The organism is Aeromonas sp. S8(2024) (genome assembly GCF_041403085.1).
Taxonomy (GTDB): domain Bacteria; phylum Pseudomonadota; class Gammaproteobacteria; order Enterobacterales; family Aeromonadaceae; genus Aeromonas; species Aeromonas dhakensis.
In genome coordinates, this window is sequence record NZ_JBGLRF010000007.1 from 25328 (window position 1) to 46932 (window position 21605).

At 65.1% G+C, this 21605-nt stretch carries 21 protein-coding genes; 9 read left to right on the plus strand and 12 right to left on the minus strand.

The genetic code is table 11. The annotated features are described in order from the left end of the window. Positions 1-64: 64 nt before the first annotated feature. Positions 65-322: a DUF2442 domain-containing protein gene (locus tag ACB031_RS17340; protein WP_010635292.1), complete on the minus strand. Its 258-nt coding sequence runs from the start codon at positions 320-322 to the stop codon at positions 65-67. 259 nt (positions 323-581) lie between these two features. Between ACB031_RS17340 and ACB031_RS17345 the strand changes: the two genes are divergently transcribed. After that, on the plus strand, positions 582-2546 hold the full coding sequence (locus ACB031_RS17345; protein WP_371139965.1) for an LTA synthase family protein: 1965 nt from the start codon (positions 582-584) through the stop codon (positions 2544-2546). A gap of 57 nt (positions 2547-2603) precedes the next feature. Here the strand turns inward: ACB031_RS17345 and ACB031_RS17350 are convergent, their stop codons facing one another. Further along, a complete protein-coding gene (locus ACB031_RS17350) occupies positions 2604-3074 on the minus strand; it encodes an Lrp/AsnC family transcriptional regulator (protein ID WP_005308292.1) in 471 nt (156 codons plus the stop codon). Positions 3075-3223: 149 nt separating this feature from the next. On the opposite strand from ACB031_RS17350, the gene ACB031_RS17355 reads away from it, so the two are divergent. Further along, positions 3224-3736 carry a cyclin-dependent kinase inhibitor 3 family protein gene (locus ACB031_RS17355; protein WP_371139966.1) on the plus strand — a complete coding sequence of 171 codons (513 nt, stop codon included), beginning with the start codon at positions 3224-3226 and terminating at the stop codon, positions 3734-3736. 6 nt (positions 3737-3742) lie between these two features. Here the strand turns inward: ACB031_RS17355 and metA are convergent, their stop codons facing one another. After that, positions 3743-4690, minus strand: coding sequence for a homoserine O-succinyltransferase (metA, locus tag ACB031_RS17360; protein WP_005308287.1), 948 nt, complete (start codon positions 4688-4690; stop codon positions 3743-3745). A gap of 144 nt (positions 4691-4834) precedes the next feature. Between metA and ACB031_RS17365 the strand changes: the two genes are divergently transcribed. Then, entirely contained in the window at positions 4835-6073 is a 1239-nt protein-coding gene (locus ACB031_RS17365) for an HD-GYP domain-containing protein (RefSeq protein ID WP_005308285.1), read from the plus strand. Between the two features lie 58 nt (positions 6074-6131). Then, entirely contained in the window at positions 6132-7277 is a 1146-nt protein-coding gene (locus ACB031_RS17370) for a competence/damage-inducible protein A (RefSeq protein ID WP_371139967.1), read from the plus strand. 77 nt (positions 7278-7354) lie between these two features. On the opposite strand, the gene ACB031_RS17375 is transcribed toward ACB031_RS17370, so the two are convergent. The 3 genes from ACB031_RS17375 to ACB031_RS17385 all read right to left on the minus strand — a co-directional run bounded on the left by ACB031_RS17375 (position 7355) and on the right by ACB031_RS17385 (position 10410). Beyond that, positions 7355-8449 carry an ABC transporter permease gene (locus ACB031_RS17375; protein WP_099360393.1) on the minus strand — a complete coding sequence of 365 codons (1095 nt, stop codon included), beginning with the start codon at positions 8447-8449 and terminating at the stop codon, positions 7355-7357. Positions 8450-8513: 64 nt separating this feature from the next. Then, positions 8514-9443 carry an ABC transporter ATP-binding protein gene (locus ACB031_RS17380; RefSeq protein WP_123245759.1) on the minus strand — a complete coding sequence of 310 codons (930 nt, stop codon included), beginning with the start codon at positions 9441-9443 and terminating at the stop codon, positions 8514-8516. Next, positions 9436-10410, minus strand: coding sequence for an HlyD family efflux transporter periplasmic adaptor subunit (locus ACB031_RS17385; RefSeq protein ID WP_362817127.1), 975 nt, complete (start codon positions 10408-10410; stop codon positions 9436-9438). The genes ACB031_RS17380 and ACB031_RS17385 overlap by 8 nt, the downstream gene beginning before the upstream one ends. Before the next feature lie 249 nt (positions 10411-10659). On the opposite strand from ACB031_RS17385, the gene ACB031_RS17390 reads away from it, so the two are divergent. The 3 genes from ACB031_RS17390 (at position 10660) to ACB031_RS17400 (ending at position 14385) form a co-directional block, all read left to right on the plus strand. Further along, positions 10660-12330, plus strand: a complete 1671-nt coding sequence (locus ACB031_RS17390; RefSeq protein WP_371139968.1) for a DUF342 domain-containing protein — start codon at positions 10660-10662, stop codon at positions 12328-12330. Positions 12331-12443: 113 nt separating this feature from the next. Next, positions 12444-13253 carry a sugar-phosphatase gene (gene yidA / locus ACB031_RS17395; RefSeq protein WP_371139969.1) on the plus strand — a complete coding sequence of 270 codons (810 nt, stop codon included), beginning with the start codon at positions 12444-12446 and terminating at the stop codon, positions 13251-13253. Between the two features lie 361 nt (positions 13254-13614). Continuing rightward, complete coding sequence (locus ACB031_RS17400; protein ID WP_206219338.1) at positions 13615-14385, plus strand: gamma-glutamyl-gamma-aminobutyrate hydrolase family protein; 771 nt, start codon at positions 13615-13617, stop codon at positions 14383-14385. A gap of 9 nt (positions 14386-14394) precedes the next feature. Here ACB031_RS17400 and ACB031_RS17405 read toward each other — a convergent pair whose 3' ends face one another. Next, the gene (locus ACB031_RS17405) at positions 14395-14808 is read right to left on the minus strand and encodes a hypothetical protein (RefSeq protein WP_017783688.1); all 414 of its coding nucleotides are present in this window, start codon (positions 14806-14808) and stop codon (positions 14395-14397) included. Between the two features lie 115 nt (positions 14809-14923). On the opposite strand from ACB031_RS17405, the gene ACB031_RS17410 reads away from it, so the two are divergent. Further along, the gene (locus ACB031_RS17410; protein WP_043171504.1) at positions 14924-16450 is read left to right on the plus strand and encodes a mechanosensitive ion channel family protein; all 1527 of its coding nucleotides are present in this window, start codon (positions 14924-14926) and stop codon (positions 16448-16450) included. A 40-nt stretch (positions 16451-16490) separates the two neighbouring features. Continuing rightward, positions 16491-16892, plus strand: coding sequence for an STY0301 family protein (locus ACB031_RS17415; protein WP_371139970.1), 402 nt, complete (start codon positions 16491-16493; stop codon positions 16890-16892). Positions 16893-16976: 84 nt separating this feature from the next. Here the strand turns inward: ACB031_RS17415 and ACB031_RS17420 are convergent, their stop codons facing one another. From ACB031_RS17420 to lysA, 5 genes are all read right to left on the minus strand, one after another. Continuing rightward, entirely contained in the window at positions 16977-17687 is a 711-nt protein-coding gene (locus ACB031_RS17420) for an HAD-IA family hydrolase (RefSeq protein WP_371139971.1), read from the minus strand. Between the two features lie 38 nt (positions 17688-17725). Then, a complete protein-coding gene (gene xerC, locus ACB031_RS17425) occupies positions 17726-18703 on the minus strand; it encodes a tyrosine recombinase XerC (RefSeq protein ID WP_371139972.1) in 978 nt (325 codons plus the stop codon). Then, complete coding sequence (locus ACB031_RS17430; protein WP_005308258.1) at positions 18696-19376, minus strand: DUF484 family protein; 681 nt, start codon at positions 19374-19376, stop codon at positions 18696-18698. The genes xerC and ACB031_RS17430 overlap by 8 nt, the downstream gene beginning before the upstream one ends. Before the next feature lie 79 nt (positions 19377-19455). Further along, positions 19456-20286, minus strand: a complete 831-nt coding sequence (dapF, locus tag ACB031_RS17435; RefSeq protein ID WP_005308255.1) for a diaminopimelate epimerase — start codon at positions 20284-20286, stop codon at positions 19456-19458. 65 nt (positions 20287-20351) lie between these two features. Further along, on the minus strand, positions 20352-21602 hold the full coding sequence (lysA, locus tag ACB031_RS17440) for a diaminopimelate decarboxylase (RefSeq protein WP_371139973.1): 1251 nt from the start codon (positions 21600-21602) through the stop codon (positions 20352-20354). Between the last annotated feature and the right edge of the window lie 3 nt (positions 21603-21605).

A 21605-nucleotide genomic window follows, 5' to 3' on the forward strand; every position in this document is an offset into this window, starting at 1 on the left:
AGGAAGGCAAACGCTCAAACATTCCCGTTACAGGAATCTTGTGATGGCTCACAAAAACAGGGAGTTAGCTGAAGGCCTCCCGCTCGTCGATGGGCTTGATCAGGTGATAGACCTCGTGAGCCGACAGGGTACAGCCGGCGGGCCACTCCAGCTGATGGTGACGATTGATGAAGACCCGGGCGAAGCGTCGCTCCGAATCCAGCGCTGCGAACAGCGGCTGAGTGCGCCAGGGGGCGAGATCCAGCGCCCCTGTGGTACCGTCCGAGAGCACCACGAACAGGCTCCACCCCTGCAAATATTCCACATCGATAAAGACCGGCATCCCTTCGGCTCCGATTGAGAAAAATCGGCGCCATTATAGATAAGCCCCCGCCCTCGCTTTGCAGGCAGGATCACAGTTTTTCCAGTCGTTTCTGCTGTCTGCAACCCTTGTCCGCCATCACAGAAAAATCATAAAACGTGCCAAAAGTTGCGCTTTCGCACGCTTCCGACGCAACCTTTGCCCGCCACCACTGTCATAACCCTGCAATATAAAAACAATGCGCCCGTGGACGGGTGTAAACAGGCTTGTAGGAACAACAATGACCACTATCAGACGATGGCTGGGACCGTTTTGGCCCATCGCCGTTTTTTCATTGATCGCGCTCGTCTCTCTCTCCATCAGCCGGCTCGCCCTCGGCCTCTGGCAGCTGGAGCGGGTCGACGCCGTCGCCGGCTGGCAGGAGATGCTGCTGCAGGGCGTGCGGGTCGACTTCGCCACCCTCTGCTGGCTGTGGGGCGTGCCCGCCGTGTTCACCCTGCTGCTGGCCGGCCCCCATGCCGTGGGCCGTGCCTGGCTGCAGTTCATCCGGGTCTGGCTGACCCTGGGGCTCTGGCTGCTGCTCTTCCTGGAGATCTCCACCCCCTCCTTCGTGACCGAGTACGGGGTGCGGCCCAACCGCCTCTACGTGGAGTACCTCATCTATCCCAAAGAGGTGTTCGCCATGCTGTGGGCCGGCCGCAAGGGCGAGCTGCTGCTGGCGCTGGTGTTCAGTTGCGCCGTGCTGGCGGGCGGCTGGTGGCTGAGCGGCCGCCTTTTGCGCGGCATCAGCTTCCCGCGCTGGTATCTGCGTCCGGCGTTTGCCCTGCTGATCCTGGCCATCGGTTTTCTCGGTGCCCGCTCCAGCCTGGGTCACCGCGCCCTCAACCCGGCCATGGTGGCGTTTGCCAGCGATCCCCTGGTCAATGCGCTCACCGTCAACTCCTCCTACTCCCTCTTCTTCGCCATCAAGCAGATGCGGGCCGAGGAGGATGCCAGCCAGTTCTACGGCGAGCTGCCCCGCCAGCGCATTCTGGATCTGGTTCGCCAGGAGAGCGGCCGCGAATCCCATGAATTCAGCTCCGACACCCTGCCCAGCCAGACCTTCAACGAGGCCAGCTACGGCGGCAAGCCGAAGAACCTGGTGATCCTGCTGCAGGAGAGCCTGGGCGCCCAGTTCGTCGGCTCCCTCGGCGGCCTGCCGCTCACCCCCAACATCGATGCCTTGTCGAAAGAGGGTTGGGCATTCGAGCAGCTCTACGCCACCGGCACCCGTTCGGTGCGCGGCATCGAGGCGGTGCTGACCGGCTTCACGCCGACCCCGGCCCAGGCCGTGGTCAAGCTTGGCAAGAGCCAGACCAACTTCTTCACCATCGCCGATCTGCTCAAGCAGCGGGGCTACGACACCAGCTTCATCTACGGCGGCGAGAGTCACTTCGACAACATGCGCAGCTTCTTCCTCGGCAACGGCTTCACCACCATAGTCGAGCAGAAAGACTTCAAGAACCCGGTGTTCGAGGGCTCCTGGGGCGCCTCTGACGAAGACTTGATGGCCAAGGCCGACCAGACCTTCCAGGCCCTGCACAAACAGGGAAAACCCTTCTTCAGCCTGGTGTTCAGCTCGAGCAACCACGATCCGTTCGAGTTTCCCGACGATCGCATCGCCCTCTATGAGCAGCCCAAACAGACCCGCAACAACGCAGCCAAGTATGCGGACTACGCCATCGGCGAGTTCTTCAAGAAGGCGAAGCAGTCGGACTACTGGCAGGACACCCTGTTCCTGGTCATCGCCGATCACGACAGCCGGGTCAGCGGCGCCAGCCTGGTGCCCATCCCCCGCTTCCACATTCCGGGGGTGATCGTGGGTGACGGCATAGCGCCGAGACAGGATCCCCGCATTGTCAGCCAGATCGACATGGCACCGACCCTGCTCTCCCTGATGGGGATCAGCGCCGACTACCCCATGCTCGGCAAGGATCTGACCCGCATGCCCGCCGACTGGCCGGGCCGTGCCATCATGCAGTACGACAAGAACTTCGCCCTGATGCGCGGCAAGGACGTGGTGATCCTGCAGCCGGAACGAGCGCCGGAAGGCTTCATCTATGAGGATGCGACAGAGACACTCACCCCGGCGCCGCAGCCGGCCACCATGAAGGATGCGGCCCTCGGCCTCGCGCTCTGGGGCAGCCTCGCCTATCAGCAGGGGCTCTACCGGACGGCGCCGGACACCCGCACCGTGCTGAACTGAGCGCCATAAAACAAAACCCGCCGATTGGCGGGTTTTTTGTTGGGGTCAAACGGGGAATCAGGTGTTGAGGAAGCAGGGCAGCGAGCGGCTGAACTTGTGCTCGAACACCAGCGAGGTCTCGAGGTGCACTACCTCCTCGCGGGAGGTGAAGTGATCGAACACGAAGTTGCGCAGGTGTTCGGTGTCAGAGACGCACAGATGCACCAGGAAGTCATCCTTGCCCCCCATGTGGAACAGGCTGATCACCTCGGGCAGCGCCAGGATGGCATCGCGAAACGCATCGATGATCTGGCGGCTGTGGCGGGCCAGCTGCAGCGACACCATGGCCTGGATGTGACCGCCGAGGGCCTGGTAATCCACCTCGCAGTGGGCGCCCTTGAGCACCCCATCCTGCTGCAGCTTGCGCACCCGCTCCAGACAGGTGGACGGTGCCACCCCGACCAGCGCGGCCAGATCCTTGTTGGTCATGCCCGCATCGCGAAACAGATGGGCCAGGATATCCAAATCCAGTTGATCCAGGTTTCTCATCTTTACTCCTTGAACCGCTCAATTTTTTAGACTCTGCCCGTAAACCGGGCTGAACACAACGCAGATTGACATCGGGGCCGCGCCCCCTATGCTTTGGCGCACTCAAAAACCGGCTCACGCCCGCCGCCACTGGCTTCATAAGGAGCTTTATGCACCCCTCCCACCCCTTCTGGAGCCAGGAGGTGCCGCGCCTCGACGGCCAGCTGCTGCTGACCCCCTGCCCCGGCACTCAGCAGGTCGCGTTGCCGCTGGCCCTCGATCAGCTCAGGCTGGCCGGCGCCCGCGCCGTCATCACGCTGATGACTAACGCCGAACTGGCCCGCCTCGAGCTGGCCCACTTGGGCGAGACGGTCGAGCGCGAGGGATTGCGCTGGTTTCACCTGCCCATCGAGGATGACCAGGCCCCAGACGCCACCTTCGAGCTCGCCTGGCAACAGACGCTGCCGCAGCTACTGGCCCTGCTGCGCGAGGGGCAGCACCTGGCCATCCACTGCAAGGGCGGCAGCGGCCGCACCGGGCTGGTGGCGGCGGCTCTGCTGATGAGCCTGGGCCAGCCCCGACAGGAGGCGATGGCCGCCATCAAGGCTCACAGACCCAAGGCATTCACCCTGGCCTGCCACCGCCAATGGCTCGACCAGCTGGTCGAGCGGCTGGATCAGTAAGCCTGATTACTTGCCACCCTGGTCGTAGGTGAAGACCTTGCCGATATCCTCCACCCGATAGCTGGTGAGCTGGTAGACGTAGTAGTTGAGCCAGTTGGCAAACAGCAGGTGGCCGTGGCTGCGCCAGCTGGCGCGCGGGGTCTGGCTCGGGTCGTTGTTCGGGTAGTAGTTGACCGGAATGACGGGCTCAAGCCCGGCGGCCAGATCCCGCTGATACTCGCCATCCAGGGTCAGCGCATCGTATTCGGGATGGCCGGTGACAAACACCTGGCGACAATCCTTGGTGGCCGCCAGATAGACCCCCGCCTCTGCCGATTCGGCAAAAATCTGCAGATCTGTGTTGGCGCGGATAAGGTCTCCGTCAAACGCCGCATAACGGGAGTGAGGCGCCACAAACTCGTCGTCGAAACCGCGCAGCAGCGGCTCGTGTTCATCGAGCCTGTGGTGACGATAGACCCCGGAGAGCTTCTCGCCGTGGGTCTGCTTCTCCATGCCGTACAGAGCCTTCAGCGCCGCCTGCACCGCCCAGCAGAGGAACAGGGTGGAGGTGACGTGCTGATGGGACCACTCGATGATCTCGACGACACGCGGCCAGTAGACCACCTCCTCGAACTCCACCAGCCCGAGCGGCGCCCCGGTGATGATCATGCCGTCGTAGTTGTTGCCCCGCACCTGTTCGAAGTCGTGATAGAAGTTTTCCAGGTGTGCCTGGGGGGTGTTCTTCGACTCCCGATCGTCGATGCGCAGCAGATCCACGTCCACCTGCAACGGCGAGTTGGAGAGCATCCGCATCAGCTGGATCTCGGTCTCTATCTTCTTGGGCATCAGGTTGAGGATGAGCACCCGCAGCGGGCGAATGTTCTGGGTGACGGCCCGGGACTCCGTCATCACGAAGATGTTCTCCTGCCCCAGCACTTCGGCGGCGGGTAACTGATCCGGGATCTTGATCGGCATGCTTACTCCCTGTACTGCATCGGTAAATATGTCTGGACATCCAGAAGCCTATAATAAAGCGACTACCCTGTCATCAGATACCTTTTGTATTCACCCCCACCTTTGACTAGCATACGGCTCAATGTGTCTCTCGCATCCAAGACAATGACAGGTATCAAGATTTCAGTAGACCGGCTGCAAGTCGGCAATTACGTCTCTCTGCCACTTGGCTGGCGCGAACACCCCTTCCTGTTTTCCAGCTTCAAACTCAAGAACGAAGAGGAGATCGAGCTCATTCGCCGGCTCGGTCTCAAGCTCGTCACCATCATCCCGGACAAGAGCGACGCCCCGCCCAAGCCGCTGAACCAGGTTCAGGCCCAGCCGCAGGAGGCGCCAGACACGGCCCAGCGTCAGGCCGAGATGCAGCAGGAGAAGGAGCGCCGCATCGAGCAGTTGCAGCAGTATCGGCGCGACCTGCAGCAGTGCGAGAAGCAGTTCCAGCAGTCGCTGGCCCAGGTGCGCAACGTGATGGGCAAGATCCAGTCCCGCCCCCTCAACGCCATCGGCGAGGCGCAGGAGCTGATAAACGCCATGACCGAGCAGCTGCTGTCGGTGGACGAGATGGTGCTGCACCTGGTCTCCGACAGCGAGGATGGCAACAACCTCTACTTCCACTCCCTCAACGTCAGCGTGCTCAGCATGCTGCTGGCCAAGGAGTGCAACATGTCGGCCGACGAAATCCGCCGGGTCGGCATGGGGGCTCTGTTCCACGACATCGGCAAGCTGAAGATCCCGAGCCAGATCCTGCGCAAGACCGAGCCGCTGACCAAACCCGAGCGCAACCTGATGGCCCAGCACCCGCGCTACGGGCTGGATCTGCTCAACCTGGCCAAGGACTTCCCAGCCGAGGCGAAGGGGATAGTGCTGCACCACCACGAATACCTGGACGGCAGCGGGCCGGAGGGGCTCAAGAAGGGGCAGCTCGACCCGCTGACCCAGATAGTCTCGCTGATCAACGAGTACGATAACCTCTGCCACATGCAGGCCAAGGTGCCCTACTCGGCCCTGAGCGGTCTCTACAAGCAGCGCAAGGCCCAGTTCAACCCGGACTACCTCGGCATGCTGATCCGGCTGATGGGGATCTACCCGCCGGGCAGCGTGGTGCAGCTCTCCAACGGTCAGGTGGGGCTGGTGATGTCGGTCAACACCTCTCGCCTGCTCTACCCCTCGGTGCTGGTGTACGATCCGCGCATTCCGCGCCAGGAGGCGGCCATCATCGACCTGCAGCAGGCCGAGCTCTCCATCGCCAAGGTGATCCATCCCAAGCGGCTGCCGCCAGCGGTGTTTGAGTACCTCAACCCGCGCACCCGCATCAGCTACTACTTCGAACACAACAAGCCCTGATTGACCCGGCCACCCAGGTGGCCGCCCCAGCCCCACCGCCAGCCCCGAGGAGCCCTTCATGCGCATCGAAATCATCAGCACCGGCGACGAGATAGTGACGGGCCTGGTGGTGGACACCAACGCCGCCTGGCTCAGCGCCCTCCTGCTGGAGCAGGGCTGGCAGGTGCGCCGCCGCGTCACCGTGGGGGACAACCTCGCCGATTTGAAAGCCGTGCTGCAAGAGAGTGCCGCCCGCGCCGAGGTGGTGCTGGTGTGCGGCGGGCTCGGCCCCACCGCCGACGACCTCACCGCCCAGGCCGCCGCCGAGGCCTTCGACCAACCGCTCACCCTCTTCCCCGACTGGCTCGCCATTATCGAAGCGCGCTACGCCAGCCGCGGCAGGCCCATGCCCGCCAGCAACGCCAAGCAGGCCTGGCTGCCGCAGGGGTGCGAGATCCTCGACAACCCGGTGGGCACCGCCTGTGGCTTCCTGGTGCAGGCGGGCCCAAGCAGGCTCTTCTTCACCCCGGGCGTGCCGTTCGAGTTCAAGCAGATGGTACGCGAACAGATCTTGCCGCGCCTCAAGGCGCTGGCCGGCGCAGAGAGTGACACCGAGCTGCGTCGCTTCTACACGTTTGGCGTCTCGGAGTCGGCCCTCAGCGACATGCTGGATGCCGCCCCCTGGCCCGCCGGCATCGAGCTCGGCTACCGCTCCTCCATGCCGCTCATCGAGCTCAAGCTCATCGGCCACGACGCCAGCACGGCGGACATGGACGCCGCCGAGGCACGGCTGCTCACGGCCATCGAGCCCTGGCTGGTGGGACGGGGAGACGAGGAACCGGCGCGGCAGATCCTGGATCTGTTGGGAGAGAGAGCGCTGACGCTGCTGGAGGGGGAGAGCCGGGGCGCCCTGCTGGCCATGTGTCACGAGCACCCGGCCCTGGCGGCCGGCTTCAGCCACACCCTGAGCGATGACCTGATGCAACTGGCGGCGCCCGCGGCCCCCCTCAGCCTGACCATAGGCAGCTCTGGTCCGGACGGCGTGCCGCTGCTGCTTTGCGCCGACGGGCAACTGCACGGCCAGACCCTCAAGGTCAGCCACCCGGATCCCGATAGCGGCCGCCGGATCCTCGCCTTCGCCGCCCTCGACATGCTGCGCCGCCACCTGCTGGGGCTGCCGGTGCTCGGCGACTACCGCACCCTGGCCCGCACCGCCAGCCGTTAACAGCCAGCAGCCAGCAGCCAGCAGCTAGCAGCTAGCAGCTAGCAGCTAGCAGCCAGGCTCTCACCCCTCGCGGGGCATCAATCCAGACTCTTCTTGAAGCGATGGGCGGCCAGGGTCAGCACCAGCAGGGTGAAACCCGCCAGCCAGAGCACGTCCGGCAGCAGCTCGGAAAGCTCGCCGCCGCGCAGCACTATGCCCCGGATCAACCGCATGAAGTGGGTAGCCGGCAGCACCTCGGCAATCCACTGGGCCGGCAGCGGCATCCCCTCGTAGGGGAACATGAAGCCCGACAGCAGGATCGAGGGCAGCAGGATGAACACCGTCATCTGCATCGCCTGCAGCTGGGTCTGCGCCAGGGTGGAGATGAGCAGCCCCAGGGTCAGGCTGGCGGCGATGAACAGCAGGGTCGCCAGCAGCACCTGGCTCAGGGCGCCGTTGATGGGCACCGCGAAGATGAAGTGGCCAAGGCCAAGGATGATGGCCACCTGGATCAGCCCCACCCCGATATAGGGCAGGATCTTGCCCAGCATCAGCTCCATCGAGCTGACCGGGGTGGTGATGAGCAGCTCCAGATTGCCGCGTTCCCGCTCCCGCACTATGGCCGCCGAGGTGAACATGATCATGGTCATGGTGAGGATCACCCCGAGCAGGCCGGGCACTATGTTGACCGCCGAGCGGCGCGCCGGGTTGAAGTAGAGCACGGTCTCGAAGGTGGGCGGTACCGGCTTGAGGTCGGGTTTCAGATCGGAGAGCGGCATGTTGCGAAGGCCGAGCAGGGCGCCGGCGATCATGGTATCCGAGCCATCCACCAGCCACTGGCCCGCCGTCTCGCCGGCGCTGAGCCGACGACTCAGATCGGCGGGCAGCACCAGCACGGCGCGCACCTCGCCCCGGGTCAGCGCCGCCTCGGCCTGCTGCACCCCGACATATTGCTGCTTGATGTGCACCACCTGGCTCGCCTTCACCGCCTCCACCAGCAGCCGGCCCGGCACACTCTGGCTCATGTCTACCAGTCCCACCGGGATCTGGCGCACGTCGGTGTTGATGGCGTAGCCGAACAGCAGCAGCTGGATCAACGGGATCATCACCACCATGCCAAAGGTCAGCCTGTCTCTGGCAAGCTGGCGCAGTTCTTTCTGGGTAATGGCCCAGAGCCGTCGCAGACTGTTCATCGATTCGCTCCTGCAGGCTGGCGAAGTACTTGCCGGGTCATGGCCCAGAGCCCTTGCCAGCCGTTCATGCCCTCGGCTCCTGACCGGTACAGCTGACGAATACATCCTCGAGGCTCGGCCTGACCAGCGCCAAGGTGGCGCCAGCCAGCGCCGGACAGGCCTGCTGCAGCCAGGCCACCGGCTCCGCCAGCTCCTTGTCCACCAGCACCCGCAGGCGCTGGCCGAGCTGGGCGGCGGAGCGCACCGGCGCCAGCTGCACCAGTTGCTGTTTGAGCAGCCGCAGATCGGCAGCCTGCACCTCCACCACCCGGGTGCTCATGGCATCCATCAGCGCCTGTGGCGCCCCCTGGGCCCGCACCCGGCCCGCCTCCATGATGGCCAGCTGGTGGCAGCGTTCCGCCTCGTCCATGTAGTGGGTGGTGACCAGAATGGTGGTGCCCCCTTCGCTCAAGTCGAACAGCTTCTCCCAGAAATCGCGCCGGTTCTGCGGGTCCACCGCCGAGGTGGGCTCATCGAGCAGCAGCAGCGCCGGCTGGTGGATCACCGCCGCCGCCAGCGCCAGCCGCTGCTTCTGGCCGCCGCTCATGGCACCGGCCCGTTGCCGTGCCAGCGGCGCCAGCTCATAGGTGGCGAGCAGTTCGTGCAGGCGGGCGGCCAGCCCGGCGCCCCCCAGACCGTGGATCCGCCCCATGAACTCCAGGTTCTCCCAGCAGGTCAGTTCGTCATAGAGGGAGAACTTCTGGGTCATGTAGCCGATCCGCCGGCGCAGGGTCTCGGCCTCGCGGGGGATGCTCAGCCCCAGCACTTCCACCTCCCCCGCCGAAGGGGTGAGAAGGCCGGTCAGCATGCGCAGGGTGGTGGACTTGCCGCAGCCGTTGGGGCCGAGAAAGCCGTGGATCTGCCCCTTGGGCACGCAGAGATCCAGCCCGTCCACCGCCAGAAAATTACCGAAGCGGCGGCTCACCCCCAGCGCCCGGATCGCCAGCTCACTCATGGCCGGCCCCTGCACCGGCAGGCTCGGCCTGCAGCGGCAGACCGCTCGGCAGATCCTGCGCCGTCGCCGGCAGATCGATCTCCGCCAGGTAGACCAGTCGGGCCCGATCCCGCTCGTTGAGGGCGTAGTAGGGGGTGAAGGCCGGCTCTTTCGAAATCCAGCGCAGCCGGCCGGTGAAGGGCTCGGCCACTCCGTCCACCTGCACCCGCACCGGCTGGCCGACGCCATAGCCGGCGAGGGAGGGCTCGGGCACATAGACCCTGGCATAGGGGGCCTGGTCTGCCTGGATCGCGGCCAGCACGGCACCGACCGCCACCCGCTCGCCGAGGTGATAGGGCAGGCTGTCGAGCCGGCCGCTGCGGGTGGCGACGATGGAGAGATCCGCCAGCTCCCGCTCGGCCAGCGCCACCTCGGCACCGGCGGCCTGCAGGGCGGCCTGCGCCTCGTCGATATCTTCACGCCGCACACCCCGCGTCAGCTTGTCGAGCTGCTGATGTGCGCCATCCTGCTCGGCCAGGGCGCTGTCGCGCTGGGCACGGGCCTTGTCGAGATCCGCCGGGCTCACCAGCTTCTGGCGCACCAGCCGGTCGACCCGCTCGAAGTTGCGCTCGCTCTCCCTGACGGCGGCCTGCGCCTTGTCGAGGCTGGCCCGGGCGGCGGCGATGTCTTCCGGCCGCTCGCCATTGGTCAACCGGGCGAGGGCGGCCCGTGCCTGGGCCTCCCGCGCCCGCGCCTGGGCCAGCACCGCCTGCTGGCGCCTGTCATCGAGGCGGGCCAGCAGGGTGCCCTCCTCCACCCGGCTGCCCTCTGCCACCGGCAGGGCGCGGATGATCTCGCCGGCGGTGGCGGTGAGCAGCACCCGATCCCGCTCCAGGGTACCGAGGGCGGTGGCGGGGGCCTGCGGCTGGCAGGCACTGAGCAGGCCCGTCAGGGCCAGAGGCAGCAGACAATGACGCAAGGTTGACACTCCTTTCGCGGTGGGCGACGGCCAGTGGTGGCCTGCAGACGGACTCCCGGTGCCGTCAGCATACTCGCTGTTACTTTTCATTTCCTCGCTCCAGTTCACCCATTTGTGCTTAGCTCATTGACCAAAAAGGAGAAATGTCTGGATACTGCAGACCAGCACTATGTTGATGATTAGCATTTTTAACAAGATGCCGATTAACTGGAAACAGGCAGCCGTCCCGACAGGGATGCCAGCGAGGGAAGGGATCCGGTGTTAAGCACAGAGTGGTTACTGTTGTCAGCCGATATGGAATACGCCTGCCTGCGCATTGCGCCGGGGCTGACCAAACCCATCTCGGAAAACGATATCCAGGCCCTGCTGCTGGCCTCCAACTGCCGCCGCTATCAGCCGCTGGCGGAGGGGATCAAGCAGGCCATCAGCCTGCTCAATACCCTGTTCAATGATCCTGCCGCCCCCCTGCCCGGCAATCCGGTGCCCATCGCCCAGCGCCACGATGCCAGCGTCCTGCTGCTGGTGGAGAAGGATCGGATGAGCGCCACCGCCCAGATCACCGCCGACTGGGGTGGCAAATACCTCACCAGCGAACAGCTGGAGCAGGCGATCCAGGCCAGCGAGATCAAGCAGGGGGTACAACCCCAGCTCATCGCCGCCGCCGTGCTGGCGGCCAAGGAGGCGACGCCAGGCACCCTGCTCAGGTTGCCGGTGGCGCAGGGCAAGGCCGCCGTCAACGGTCAGGACACCCGCTTCGAGCGGCTGGTGGAGACCCCGGCCGAGCGCATTCTCAAGCCCCAGGAGCTGGATCACGGCCGGGTCGACATGCGCGACCTCGGCACCATGCTCACCGTCAAGGCCGGCGCCCAGCTGATGCGCCGCCACCCGGCCACCACCGGCGTGCCGGGCTTCACCGTCACCGGCCAGGAGCTGCCCGCCAAACATGGCAAGGATAGCCCCATGGTGGCCGGCGAAGGCACCTTCATCTCGCCGGATGACCCCAATCTGCTGTTGGCCAGCCGCCCGGGCCTGCCCCGCCAGGAGAAGAGCGGCATGAAGGTGGACGATGTGCTGAGCGTCAAGCAGGTGGATATCCGCCATGGCCACATCATCTTCGAAGGGGCACTGATCGTGGCGGGGGACGTCACCCCCGGCATGAAGGTCAAGACCAGCGGCGACGTGGTGATCGGCGGCTTCGTGGAGGGGGGCTACATCGAATCGGGCGGCACCATCACGGTGCGCAACGGCGTCATCGGCCGCAAGCTGGAGCAGAGCAACGAGTACCTCTGCCACCTCAACGCCCAGGGGGAGATCCATGCCAGCTATGCCCAGTATGCCAAGCTGGAGGCCGGCGGCGACATCCACGTCCTGACCCAGCTCAGCCACAGCTACAGCCGCAGCGGCCAGGACCTCAAGGTGGGCGACAGCGCCATGCGCAAGGGCCACCTGCTGGGGGGCATCAGCATTGCCAACCGCCTCATCATGGCGCCGATCCTGGGGGCCTCGGCCCACAACCAGACCCGGTTGCAGATCCTCGGCGGCTACTTCACCCACAAGGAGCAGGAGCAGGCGCTGCGCCAGCGCAAGCAGGAGTGCCGGGAGCAGCTGGACAAGCTGCAGGATCTGCTGCTCAAGCTCTTGCAGCTGCCGAGCGACAAGCGCAATCCCCAGACCCTGCAGAAGATCAAACTGATCCGGGTCCAGCGGCTCGAGGAGAGCAAGCAACTCGACGAGCAGCTGGAGGCGGCGCAGGAAGAGCTGCAGAAACTGATGGCGGAGATGGACATCATCGCCACCCAGCACGCCTTCCCCGGGGTCGAGGTGGAGATGGCCCACCACCACTACCGGGTCGACATAGAGCACGGCCCCATCCACTTCGCCATCCGCGAGGATCAGCTGCAGCTGACCCCTTACGAACCCCACAAGTGAGCGCTGCCGCCCCGTCGTACACCTCCGGCCGTGATCCGGACGGTGAATTTCGCTACACTCCCTCTCCCATTGGCCCCATAGTGCGGGCCAGCCAGACTGCAGGATAGTGAGAGATGTACAAGCTGATCGCATTGGATATGGATGGCACCCTGTTGAACTCCCAGGGCCAGATTTCCCCCCGCACCCATGCGGCCATCGCCGCCGCCCGCGCCAGGGGAGTCACGGTCGTGCTGGCCTCCGGCCGCCCGCTGGAGGGGATGAGCCGCTATCTGGCCGAGCTCGGCCTCACCGGTCAGGATGACTACGTCATCTGCTACAACGGCGCCCTGGTGCAGCAGGTGGCCGATCAGCGCATCATCCGCAGCCAGCTGCTCACCGGCAGCGACGCCAGCGCCATCGCCGCCCTGGCCGACGAGCTGGGCGTCAACGTGCACGGCTTCTCGGTCAGCCAGGGGCTCATCAGCCCCAGGGTCAGCCCCTACACCGAGCACGAATCCCGCCTCATCGGCATGCCCATCAAGCTGCTGGACTTCGCCACCCTGCCCGCCGACGAGCAGATCCTCAAGGTGATGTTGATCGATCCCGAGCCGCTGCTCTCCCCGGCCATCGCCAAGCTGCCGGCCGAGCTCTACCAGCGCTATACCGTGGTGCGCAGCGCCCCCTACTTCCTCGAGTTCATGAACAAGCGGAGCAACAAGGGGACCGGCGTCGCCGCCCTGGCCGAGCACCTGGGGCTGGATGCCTCCCAGGTCATCGCGGTGGGGGATGCGGGCAACGATCACCACATGATCGAGTACGCCGGGCTGGGGGTGGCCATGGGCAACGCCACCGACGACATCAAGGCGCTGGCCCAGCACACCACGGGGCGCAACGATGAAGACGGGGTCGCCCAGGTGATCGAGCATTTCATCCTGAACGCCTGAGTCGACAAGGGGCCTGCGGGCCCCTTTTGCTGTCTGGGTCTGTCCGGGCAGCGGGCCACATGTTTAATATATCCACCACAACAATATCCTCCCCTCGCCTCCCCTTCGCTACAACCCCCTTTTAATGGGACTCAAGCCAGCCGAGCGCAGAATATATTTAACATTTCGGCATCATTTTGTTTGACATATTGAACGGCCTTGGCAGACTGGGATCAGGATCCAGGCTGTCGTTGCCCAGGCTGACCGACGATTCTGGTACTGCGGCACGACCCCGATCCCACGACCATGCCTTGAGGCATGCCCTTGCGCCGGCAAGGGTCTGCCCAAGGCGCAGGACCGCTAAGGACAGCCAAGGTGAATCATGACTCGCAGCACCCACACCCCGCGTAAACCCGTCGTACTGATGACCATGGGCGCCCAGCCCCGCAATGGGCACGCCTATCAGGTGATGACCCACAAATACATTCAGCCGCTGGTAGAGATCAGCGGCTGCGTCCCCCTGCTGGTGCCCACCTGCTGCGGCACCGAGGATCTGGCGCAATATCTGGATCTGGCGGATGGGGTCTATCTGAGCGGCGCCGGATCCAACATAGATCCAACCCTCTACGGCCAGGAGAACCTCACCCCGGAGAAGCAGCAAGACAGAGACAGGGATCTGTTCGACATGGCGCTGGTACGCGCCGCCCTCGACCGCGGCCTGCCGATCCTCGGCATCTGCCGCGGCATGCAGGAGATCAACGTGGCGCTGGGGGGAGACATCCACCAGAAGGTCTACAGCGAACCGGGCTATGACGATCATCGGGAGGATGCGGACGATCCGGTGGATGACCAGTATGGTGAGAGCCATCAGGTGACACTGGTGCCGGACAGCTGGCTGGCGGAGCTGATGGGACAGCCATCGATCCCGGTCAACTCGCTGCACGGGCAGGGGATCAAGACCCTGGCCAAGGGACTGGTGCCGCTGGCCCATGCCGAAGACGGGCTGATCGAGGCGATCCACGCCCCCGCACTCTCCCCCTTCCTGCTGGCGGTGCAGTGGCATCCGGAGTGGAAGGCGAGTCAGAACCCTCACTCCATCAAGATCTTCGAGGCCTTTGGCGACGCCTGCCGGGCCCGTCTGAGCGGCGTCTGACGACGCCGGCTAGTCGCCGAACCCGCGCGCCTTGAGCTTGGGCAGCGCACCGCGAGACGGGCGCAGGGTACGGCACACATCCATTCCCTTGAGCCCGCGCTGGATGTGATCCGGCGTGTGGCCGAACACCATGCCGTTGCTACGGTAGAGGGCGTTGTCGTCCAGCTCGAACAGCTCGCCGCCGATCAGCAGCTGTTCGCGGCCGTTGACCGTCTTGCCGCGCTTGAGCGGCAGCGTCATGTCGCTCAGCACCTCGCCGGTGGCGCACCCCTCGCGCCAGCGCGCCTCGTCTGAAAAGGGGGTGATGGCGATCTCGCGCCAGGATCCATCACGAAACTCGACCCGATACTTGTCGGCCAGCTGATCACAACCCACCAGCAGCCAGGCCCCGGCAATCCAGGCCACCTTGCTCCACTTGCGCACGTGCTCCACTCCCTTGTCAGACAGGTGCCCAGCATAAAGAAATTGCCTCAACCCCGCATCCATTTAGCGGATTGAAACCAACTATGCTGGAAATAACCAATGATAAGGGGCTGCTATGTTTGGCGATAACCTCGTTGCGCTACCTACCCTGCTGTGGATTGGCGACCACCCGTTCTGGACCCTGCTGACCCTGTTCCTGCTCTTCACCCATTTCCTGCGCAGCCCGGGTCGCCGCCGTGAGCTGGTGAGCGAGCTCGGCTTCGTGATGATAAGCCTGGTGGTGATCCTGCTGATCCAGCTCGAAGGCGGCTGGTTTCGCCTGCCCCTGCCCCGCCACTGGTTGGTGGAGATCTCCAGCCTGCTGGCCGGGCTGGTGCTGGTGAAGATCTGGGGGATCCTGCTGTTCCAGTTTCTGCTGCCCCTGTGCCAGATCCGCATCCCGCGCATCATCGCCGACATCGTCATCACGGTCGGCTACATCGGCTGGTGCCTGTTCCGCCTCTACGCCTCCGGCATGGCCCTCGGCGAGATCGTCACCACCTCCGCCGTCATCACCGCCGTCATCGCCTTCTCCATGCAGGACACCCTGGGCAACCTGCTGGCCGGGGTCTCAATCCAGCTCGACAACTCCATCGCCATCGGCGACTGGCTGCAAGTGGAGACCACCCAGGGCCGGGTGGTGGAGATCAACTGGCGCGCCACCACCATAGAGACCCGCAACTGGGAGACTGTGGTGATCCCCAACAGCCACCTGCTCAAGCAACGTTTCACCGTGCTCGGGCGGCGCCGCGACGCCCCCCTGCAGTGGCGCCGCTGGGTCTGGTTCGACATCACCCTGGACACCCTGCCCACCCAGATCATCGCCCTGGTGGAACACTCACTGCGGGAGACCCGCATCCGCAACGTCTCCGCCAGCCCGCAGCCGGACTGCCTGCTGATGAACGTGGAGAACGGCATTGCCCGCTACGCGGTGCGCTACTGGCTCACCGATCTGGCGGTGGACGACCCCACCGACTCTGCGGTGCGCACCCTGATCGATGCCGCCCTGCGCCGCAACGACCGGCGCCTCACCCCGCCCATCTTCAACGTCTTCATGACCTCGGATCAGGATCACAAGGATCAGCGCCACAAGCGCCATACCGCCGAGCGCACCGACACCCTGCGCCGCCTGCCGCTGTTCGCCATGCTGCAGGAGGAGGAGCTGCTGCGGCTGGCGGATCAGGTCAAATTCGCCCCCTTCGTCAACGGCGATCGGATGCTGAGCCAGGGGGAGGTCTCCGGCTGGCTGTTCGTGCTGGTGAAGGGGGATGCCCAGATGCTGGTGGAGGTGGAGGGGCGCGAGCTGCCGCTCGGCACCCTCAATGCCGGCGACTTCTTCGGCGAACTGAGCCTGCTCACCGGCGAGCCCAGCCCGTTTACGGTGCGGGCCCAGGGGACCGTCGAAACCTATCGTATCAATCAGGCCATGTTCCAAGAGCTGGTGGCCCAGCGCGGCTCCCTGCTCGAGCCGCTCTACAAGGTACTGAGCGCCCGTCAGCAGGAGCAGCAGGAGCTGCTGGCGCGGGAGGCGGAGGCCATGAAGCAGATCGCCCCGCCACGGGACCTGCTGGACAAACTGATGGCGCTGTTTGGCGGGCGATGACGTAGCATGGGAGCCCATACTTTCCATTCGGACGTGTTGCATGCTGCTGACCGCGCTGGCCCTGAGCGCCACCCTGCAATTTGACTGCCCCGCCACCATCGAGACCCGCCAACAACTGCTTGGGACAACCCAGGGGTGGCAGGCCGTCACCCGCAACGAGCTGGGGGAGCAGCACCAGCCTCTTCGCCACCGGCTGGAGAACCTGGCCCTGTTCGACGGCGACCCCGACGAGCGCGCCCAGCTCAAGCCGGACAACGGCGACAGCCACGCCATCCACTACTGGAGCCTGGATCGCCACAATCCGCGCCCCTTCTATCTGGTCTGCCACTACCAGGAGACCGCCATCACCCTGCAACAGGCGCTGCCCGCCGGGATTGGCTACTGCCGGGTCAACCAGCCCGCCCCTTACGATCTCCGTGGTCTGATTTGCCGCAGCGAGTGACTGCTCCGGCATGACCGAGTATCGGTTTCGACCAACAGTGAATGAGCGGCCGACAAGGGATGCATGGCGGCTGGTGAGGTCTGACTAGAGCAGCAGGTCGGCTAGCTCGCCCAGCGCGGCCAGCTCCACGTCCGGCAGCAGTTGCAGCCGCTCTCCGGGTTGCTGATGCTCATTGAGCCAGGCGGCCTTGAAGCCGTGCAGCCTGGCCCCCAGCACGTCGGTCTGCGGGTGGTCCCCCACGTGCAAAATGCGGTCGGGGGCGAGCCCCAGGGTCTTTTGCACCTGCACGAACATGTCCGGCGCCGGCTTCATTCTGCTGCCAAGACCAGCCTTGCAGACCAGGGTGAAGTAATCCGCGAGGCCAGCCTGGGCCAGATCCAGATTGCCGTTGGTGATCACCGCCAGCGGGTAGCGTGCCGCCAGCCGGGCCAGCAGGGCATGGGTCTCGTCGCTCACCTCTATCTTCGAGCGCTCGGCCAGAAACGCGGCGAACACCGACTCAGCTTCCTGCGCGGCCCGGGTCTCGGCCATGCCTCCGGCCATCAGCGCGGCCTGGATGCCATGCCGGCGCGCCAGGCTGACGTCGTCGCGCAGCGCCGGTTGTTCCAGCAGCAGGTTGCGCTTGAGCTCCAGCCAGCGCGGCCTGTCCAGCATGGCGGTGGCCAGGTATTCGCTACGCAGATGGGTCAGCATCCACTGCTCGGCTCGCTCGATGGCGGGGCCGTTGTCATAGAGGGTGTCGTCGAGGTCAAACGAGATGGCGGCCACCGGCTGCCAGCGGCGATAGAACTGCATGGTCTCTCCTCTTGTCGGGGCCGGCTACCCGGCCCCCGTCATTCGTCGTCCGGGGTAGCGGGATCCCGCTTCGCCCGCGGGTGGGCGCTGTCATACACCTTGGCCAGGTGCTGGAAGTCGAGGTGGGTGTAGATCTGGGTGGTAGAGAGATCGGCGTGCCCCAGCAGCTCCTGCACCGCCCGCAGATCGCCGGAGGACTCCAGCATGTGGGTGGCGAAGCTGTGGCGCAGCTTATGCGGATGGACATGGGCGTTGAGCGCCTGCTTGTTGCCCCAGCCGTCGAGCCGCTCCTGCACCGAGCGGGCCGACAGGCGCTGCTTGCGTTTGGAGACGAACAGCGCCTCCTGCTCGTCGCCGGCCAGCAGGGGGCGCAGCTTGAGCCATTTTTGCAGCCACTCCACCGCCATTCGCCCCACCGGCAGCACCCGCTCCCGCGAGCCCTTGCCGGTCACCCTGAGCTGACGCTCGTCGAGCTTCACGTCCGCCAGATTGAGCCCCACCAGCTCGGCGAGGCGCAGGCCGGAGGAGTACATCAGCTCCATGATGGCGCGATCCCGCACCGCCAGCGGATCCTGCTCGTCGGTGATGTTGAGCAGCTGGTACATCTCGTCCACGTCCAGGTTCTTGGGCAGCGGCCGCCCCTGCTTGGGGGTGACGATGCCGCGGGCAGGATTGGCGACCAGCCGCCCCTGGCGCACCTGCCAGTCACAGAAGCTGCGCAGGGCGGAGACCTTGGTGGCGAGCGAGCGGGGCGCAAGACCGGCCTTGTGCATCCGGGTCACCAGGCTGCGCACCTGACTCGCCTCGAGCCGGGCCCAGTCATCGACCCCGAGCTTCACCAGTTCGGCGGCCATGGCTTCCAGATGGGCCTGGTAGTTGCTGCGGGTGTGGGGGCTGAGCTGGCGCTCGACCCGCAGGTATTCGATGAAGGCCGCGAGCTCCCCCGCCAGCGCGGCCGGCAGGAGCTCGGCGGCAGGCGCCGCCTTGGTGGAGGGGCTGGCTGGCGCCTTAGCCACGGGCCAGCTCGGGCAGGCGCAGCTGCAGCAGGCGGCCGAGCTGACCCAGCAGCAGGGTATCGTTGTGGGGGGTGAAGTGGCTCGGATCCGAGCTGGCGAAGGCCAGCACGCCGAGATCGCCGAGCCGCATCAGGGCCACCGAGTTGACCAGCACGTCGTGACCGAACAGCGCCTGCTTCTCGCTCTGGTTGAGCCGGCCGAAGTAATAATCCTGCCCGGGCAGGCGCTGACCCAGCAGCTGCTCGAGCTGTTTGCCCTCCGCCATGAACTTCTGCTCGGGGCCGCTCAACTGGAATTTTTTCGGGCTGAGCCAGAGCCGCAGGCCGGTCAGTCGCAGCCGCTGCACGAACGCCTTGCCCATCACGGCGCTCACCTCGAACAGGCTCCGACAGCCGTACAGCTCGCCGTAAAGATCGGCATAGACCCGGAAGATCCGCTCGTTCTCGCTGGCGATCCCCATCAGCTCGGTGATCTCCTGCTCCAGCTGCTCGATGCGTTCGCGCTGGCGGTCAAGCTGGCGCTCCACCAGGGAGATGGCGCCCTTTTGTTCATGGGGAATGCGGATCCGGTCCAGCATGGCCGCGTGGCGCTGGAAAAACTCGGGATAACGGGCCAGGTACTCCAGCACTGTGGCTTCATCCACCAGTGGTTCCTGCCGTTTGAGTTCGCTCATAACTTGGTTGGTCCATCCGAAAAAGGGGCCAAGGGCCCCGACATTAGTGCTTGGCAGTGCGGGGGCTCCCCGCCCGTGCCTATAACTCTATCTGGCCGTCAAACACGTGCTCGGCCGGCCCGGTCATGTAGACCGGCTGACCCGGCCCCTTCCAGGCGATGGTCAGCTTGCCACCCGGCAGGGTGACGGTGACCCGCTCCTTGAGCTTGCCCTGGCTGATGCCGATCACCACGGCGGCGCAGGCGCCGGTGCCGCAGGCGAGCGTCTCGCCCACCCCGCGCTCGAACACCCGCAGCTTGATCTCGCTGGCGTTGACCGTCTCCATGAAGCCGACGTTGACCCGCTCGGGAAAGCGTTCATGGCGCTCCATGATGGGACCCAGGGTCTCCACCGGCGCATCGGCCACCGAAGGCACCTCGATGACGCAGTGGGGATTGCCCATGGAGACGGCCCCGCACATCACAGTATGCTCCTGGGCCCGCAGCAGGTAGGTTTTTTCCGCCTTCTGGGCCCGAAACGGGATCTTGCCCGGCTCGAACTGGGGCACCCCCATGTTGACCGTGACCTGGTTCTCCCCCTCCAGCTGCAGCACGATACGACCGCGCGCCGTGCTCACCGCGATGCGATCCCGGTTGATCAGCCCCTTGAGGCGGACGAAGCGGGCGAAACAGCGGGCACCGTTGCCGCACTGCTCCACCTCGCTGCCATCGGCATTGAAGATGCGGTAGTGAAAGTCGAGCTCGGGATCATAAGGCGGCTCCACCAGCAGCAGCTGGTCGAAGCCGATGCCGAAGTGGCGATCCGCCAGCTTCTTGATGACGTCATTGCTGAAAAACACCTTCTGGGTGACGCCATCCACCACCATGAAGTCGTTCCCGAGGCCGTGCATCTTGGAAAAATCTATCAACATCGTGCGTTCCTGTACCCTTGTTCACGCTCTCACCCGGAGGAACGCTTAGAGAAATCCATCAACCATCAGGGCAGCAAGTGCTCACCGCGCCAGAGATCCGCCAACTGCTCGCGCTCTCTGATGAGGAACGACTGCGTCCCGTCCACCAGCACTTCGGCGGCGCGCGGACGGGTGTTGTAGTTGGAGGACATGGTAAAGCCGTAGGCACCGGCGGAACGCACCGCCAGCAAGGAGCCCTCGGCGATCGCCAGGGTGCGCTCCTTGCCGAGGAAGTCGCCGGTCTCGCACACCGGGCCGACCACGTCGTAAACCGCCTGCTCGTGGCTCGCGCGGCTGTCCACCTCGATGATGTTCATCCAGGCGCCGTAGAGCGAGGGGCGCAGCAGATCGTTCATGCCGGCGTCGATCAGGGCGAAATTGCGGCTCTCGCCCGGCTTGAGGTACTCGACCCGGGTCAGCAGCACGCCGGCGTTGGCGACGATGGCACGGCCCGGCTCGAACAGCAGGGTCAGATCCCGGCCCGCCAGCTTCTGCTTGAGCGCCTCGGCATATTCGCTGGGATGGGGTGGCTGTTCGGCGCCGTAGTTGACCCCCAGGCCCCCGCCCACGTCCAGGTGGTGGATGTGGATGCCTTCCGCCGCCAGGCCGTCGATCAGCCGCAGCAGCTTGTCAGCCGCCTCCATGAAGGGATTCAATTCAGTGAGTTGTGAGCCGATATGGCAATCCACCCCGACGATCTCGATATGTTCCATCGCCGCAGCCTTGCGGTAGATGGCGGGCGCCAGCTCGATGGGAATGCCGAACTTGTTCTGCTTGAGGCCGGTGGAGATATAGGGATGAGTACCGGCGTCGATGTCGGGGTTGACCCGCACCGACACCCGGGCCTTCTTGCCCATGCTGCCCGCCACCCGGTTCAGACGCTCCAGTTCGGCTTCCGACTCCAGGTTGAAGCAGAGGATCTCTTTATCCAGCGCGAGGCGCATCTCGGCCTCGCTCTTGGCGACGCCGGAGAAGACCACCTTGGCCGGATCGCCGCCCGCCGCCAGCACCCGCGACAGCTCGCCGCCGGAGACGATGTCAAAACCCGAACCCAGGCGGGCCAGCAGGTTGAGCAGCGCCAGGTTGGAGTTGGCCTTGACCGCGTAGCAGATCAGATGGGGGATGTCGCCCGCCGCCTTGTCGAAGGCGTGCCAGTGACGTTCCAGGGTGGCGCGGGAGTAGACGTACAGCGGAGTGCCATACTGCTCGGCAAGTTGTTGCAGCGAGGTGTGTTCGGCCTGAAGCTGGCCGTCGGCGTCGTAGTTAAAGTGATCCAAGGG

Excerpts from the sequence above, each read along its gene's own strand:
- yidA (WP_371139969.1), top strand. The coding sequence starts at position 12,444 with ATGTACAAGCTGATCGCATTGGATATGGATGGCACCCTGTTGAACTCC.
- ACB031_RS17415 (WP_371139970.1), top strand. The coding sequence starts at position 16,491 with ATGCTGCTGACCGCGCTGGCCCTGAGCGCCACCCTGCAATTTGACTGC.
- ACB031_RS17370 (WP_371139967.1), top strand. The coding sequence starts at position 6,132 with ATGCGCATCGAAATCATCAGCACCGGCGACGAGATAGTGACGGGCCTG.
- metA (WP_005308287.1), bottom strand. The coding sequence starts at position 4,690 with ATGCCGATCAAGATCCCGGATCAGTTACCCGCCGCCGAAGTGCTGGGG.
- ACB031_RS17430 (WP_005308258.1), bottom strand. The coding sequence starts at position 19,376 with ATGAGCGAACTCAAACGGCAGGAACCACTGGTGGATGAAGCCACAGTG.
- ACB031_RS17410 (WP_043171504.1), top strand. The coding sequence starts at position 14,924 with ATGTTTGGCGATAACCTCGTTGCGCTACCTACCCTGCTGTGGATTGGC.
- ACB031_RS17375 (WP_099360393.1), bottom strand. The coding sequence starts at position 8,449 with ATGAACAGTCTGCGACGGCTCTGGGCCATTACCCAGAAAGAACTGCGC.
- ACB031_RS17350 (WP_005308292.1), bottom strand. The coding sequence starts at position 3,074 with ATGAGAAACCTGGATCAACTGGATTTGGATATCCTGGCCCATCTGTTT.
- ACB031_RS17380 (WP_123245759.1), bottom strand. The coding sequence starts at position 9,443 with ATGAGTGAGCTGGCGATCCGGGCGCTGGGGGTGAGCCGCCGCTTCGGT.
- dapF (WP_005308255.1), bottom strand. The coding sequence starts at position 20,286 with ATGTTGATAGATTTTTCCAAGATGCACGGCCTCGGGAACGACTTCATG.
- ACB031_RS17340 (WP_010635292.1), bottom strand. The coding sequence starts at position 322 with ATGCCGGTCTTTATCGATGTGGAATATTTGCAGGGGTGGAGCCTGTTC.
- ACB031_RS17420 (WP_371139971.1), bottom strand. The coding sequence starts at position 17,687 with ATGCAGTTCTATCGCCGCTGGCAGCCGGTGGCCGCCATCTCGTTTGAC.
- ACB031_RS17355 (WP_371139966.1), top strand. The coding sequence starts at position 3,224 with ATGCACCCCTCCCACCCCTTCTGGAGCCAGGAGGTGCCGCGCCTCGAC.
- ACB031_RS17345 (WP_371139965.1), top strand. The coding sequence starts at position 582 with ATGACCACTATCAGACGATGGCTGGGACCGTTTTGGCCCATCGCCGTT.
- ACB031_RS17400 (WP_206219338.1), top strand. The coding sequence starts at position 13,615 with ATGACTCGCAGCACCCACACCCCGCGTAAACCCGTCGTACTGATGACC.
- ACB031_RS17365 (WP_005308285.1), top strand. The coding sequence starts at position 4,835 with ATGACAGGTATCAAGATTTCAGTAGACCGGCTGCAAGTCGGCAATTAC.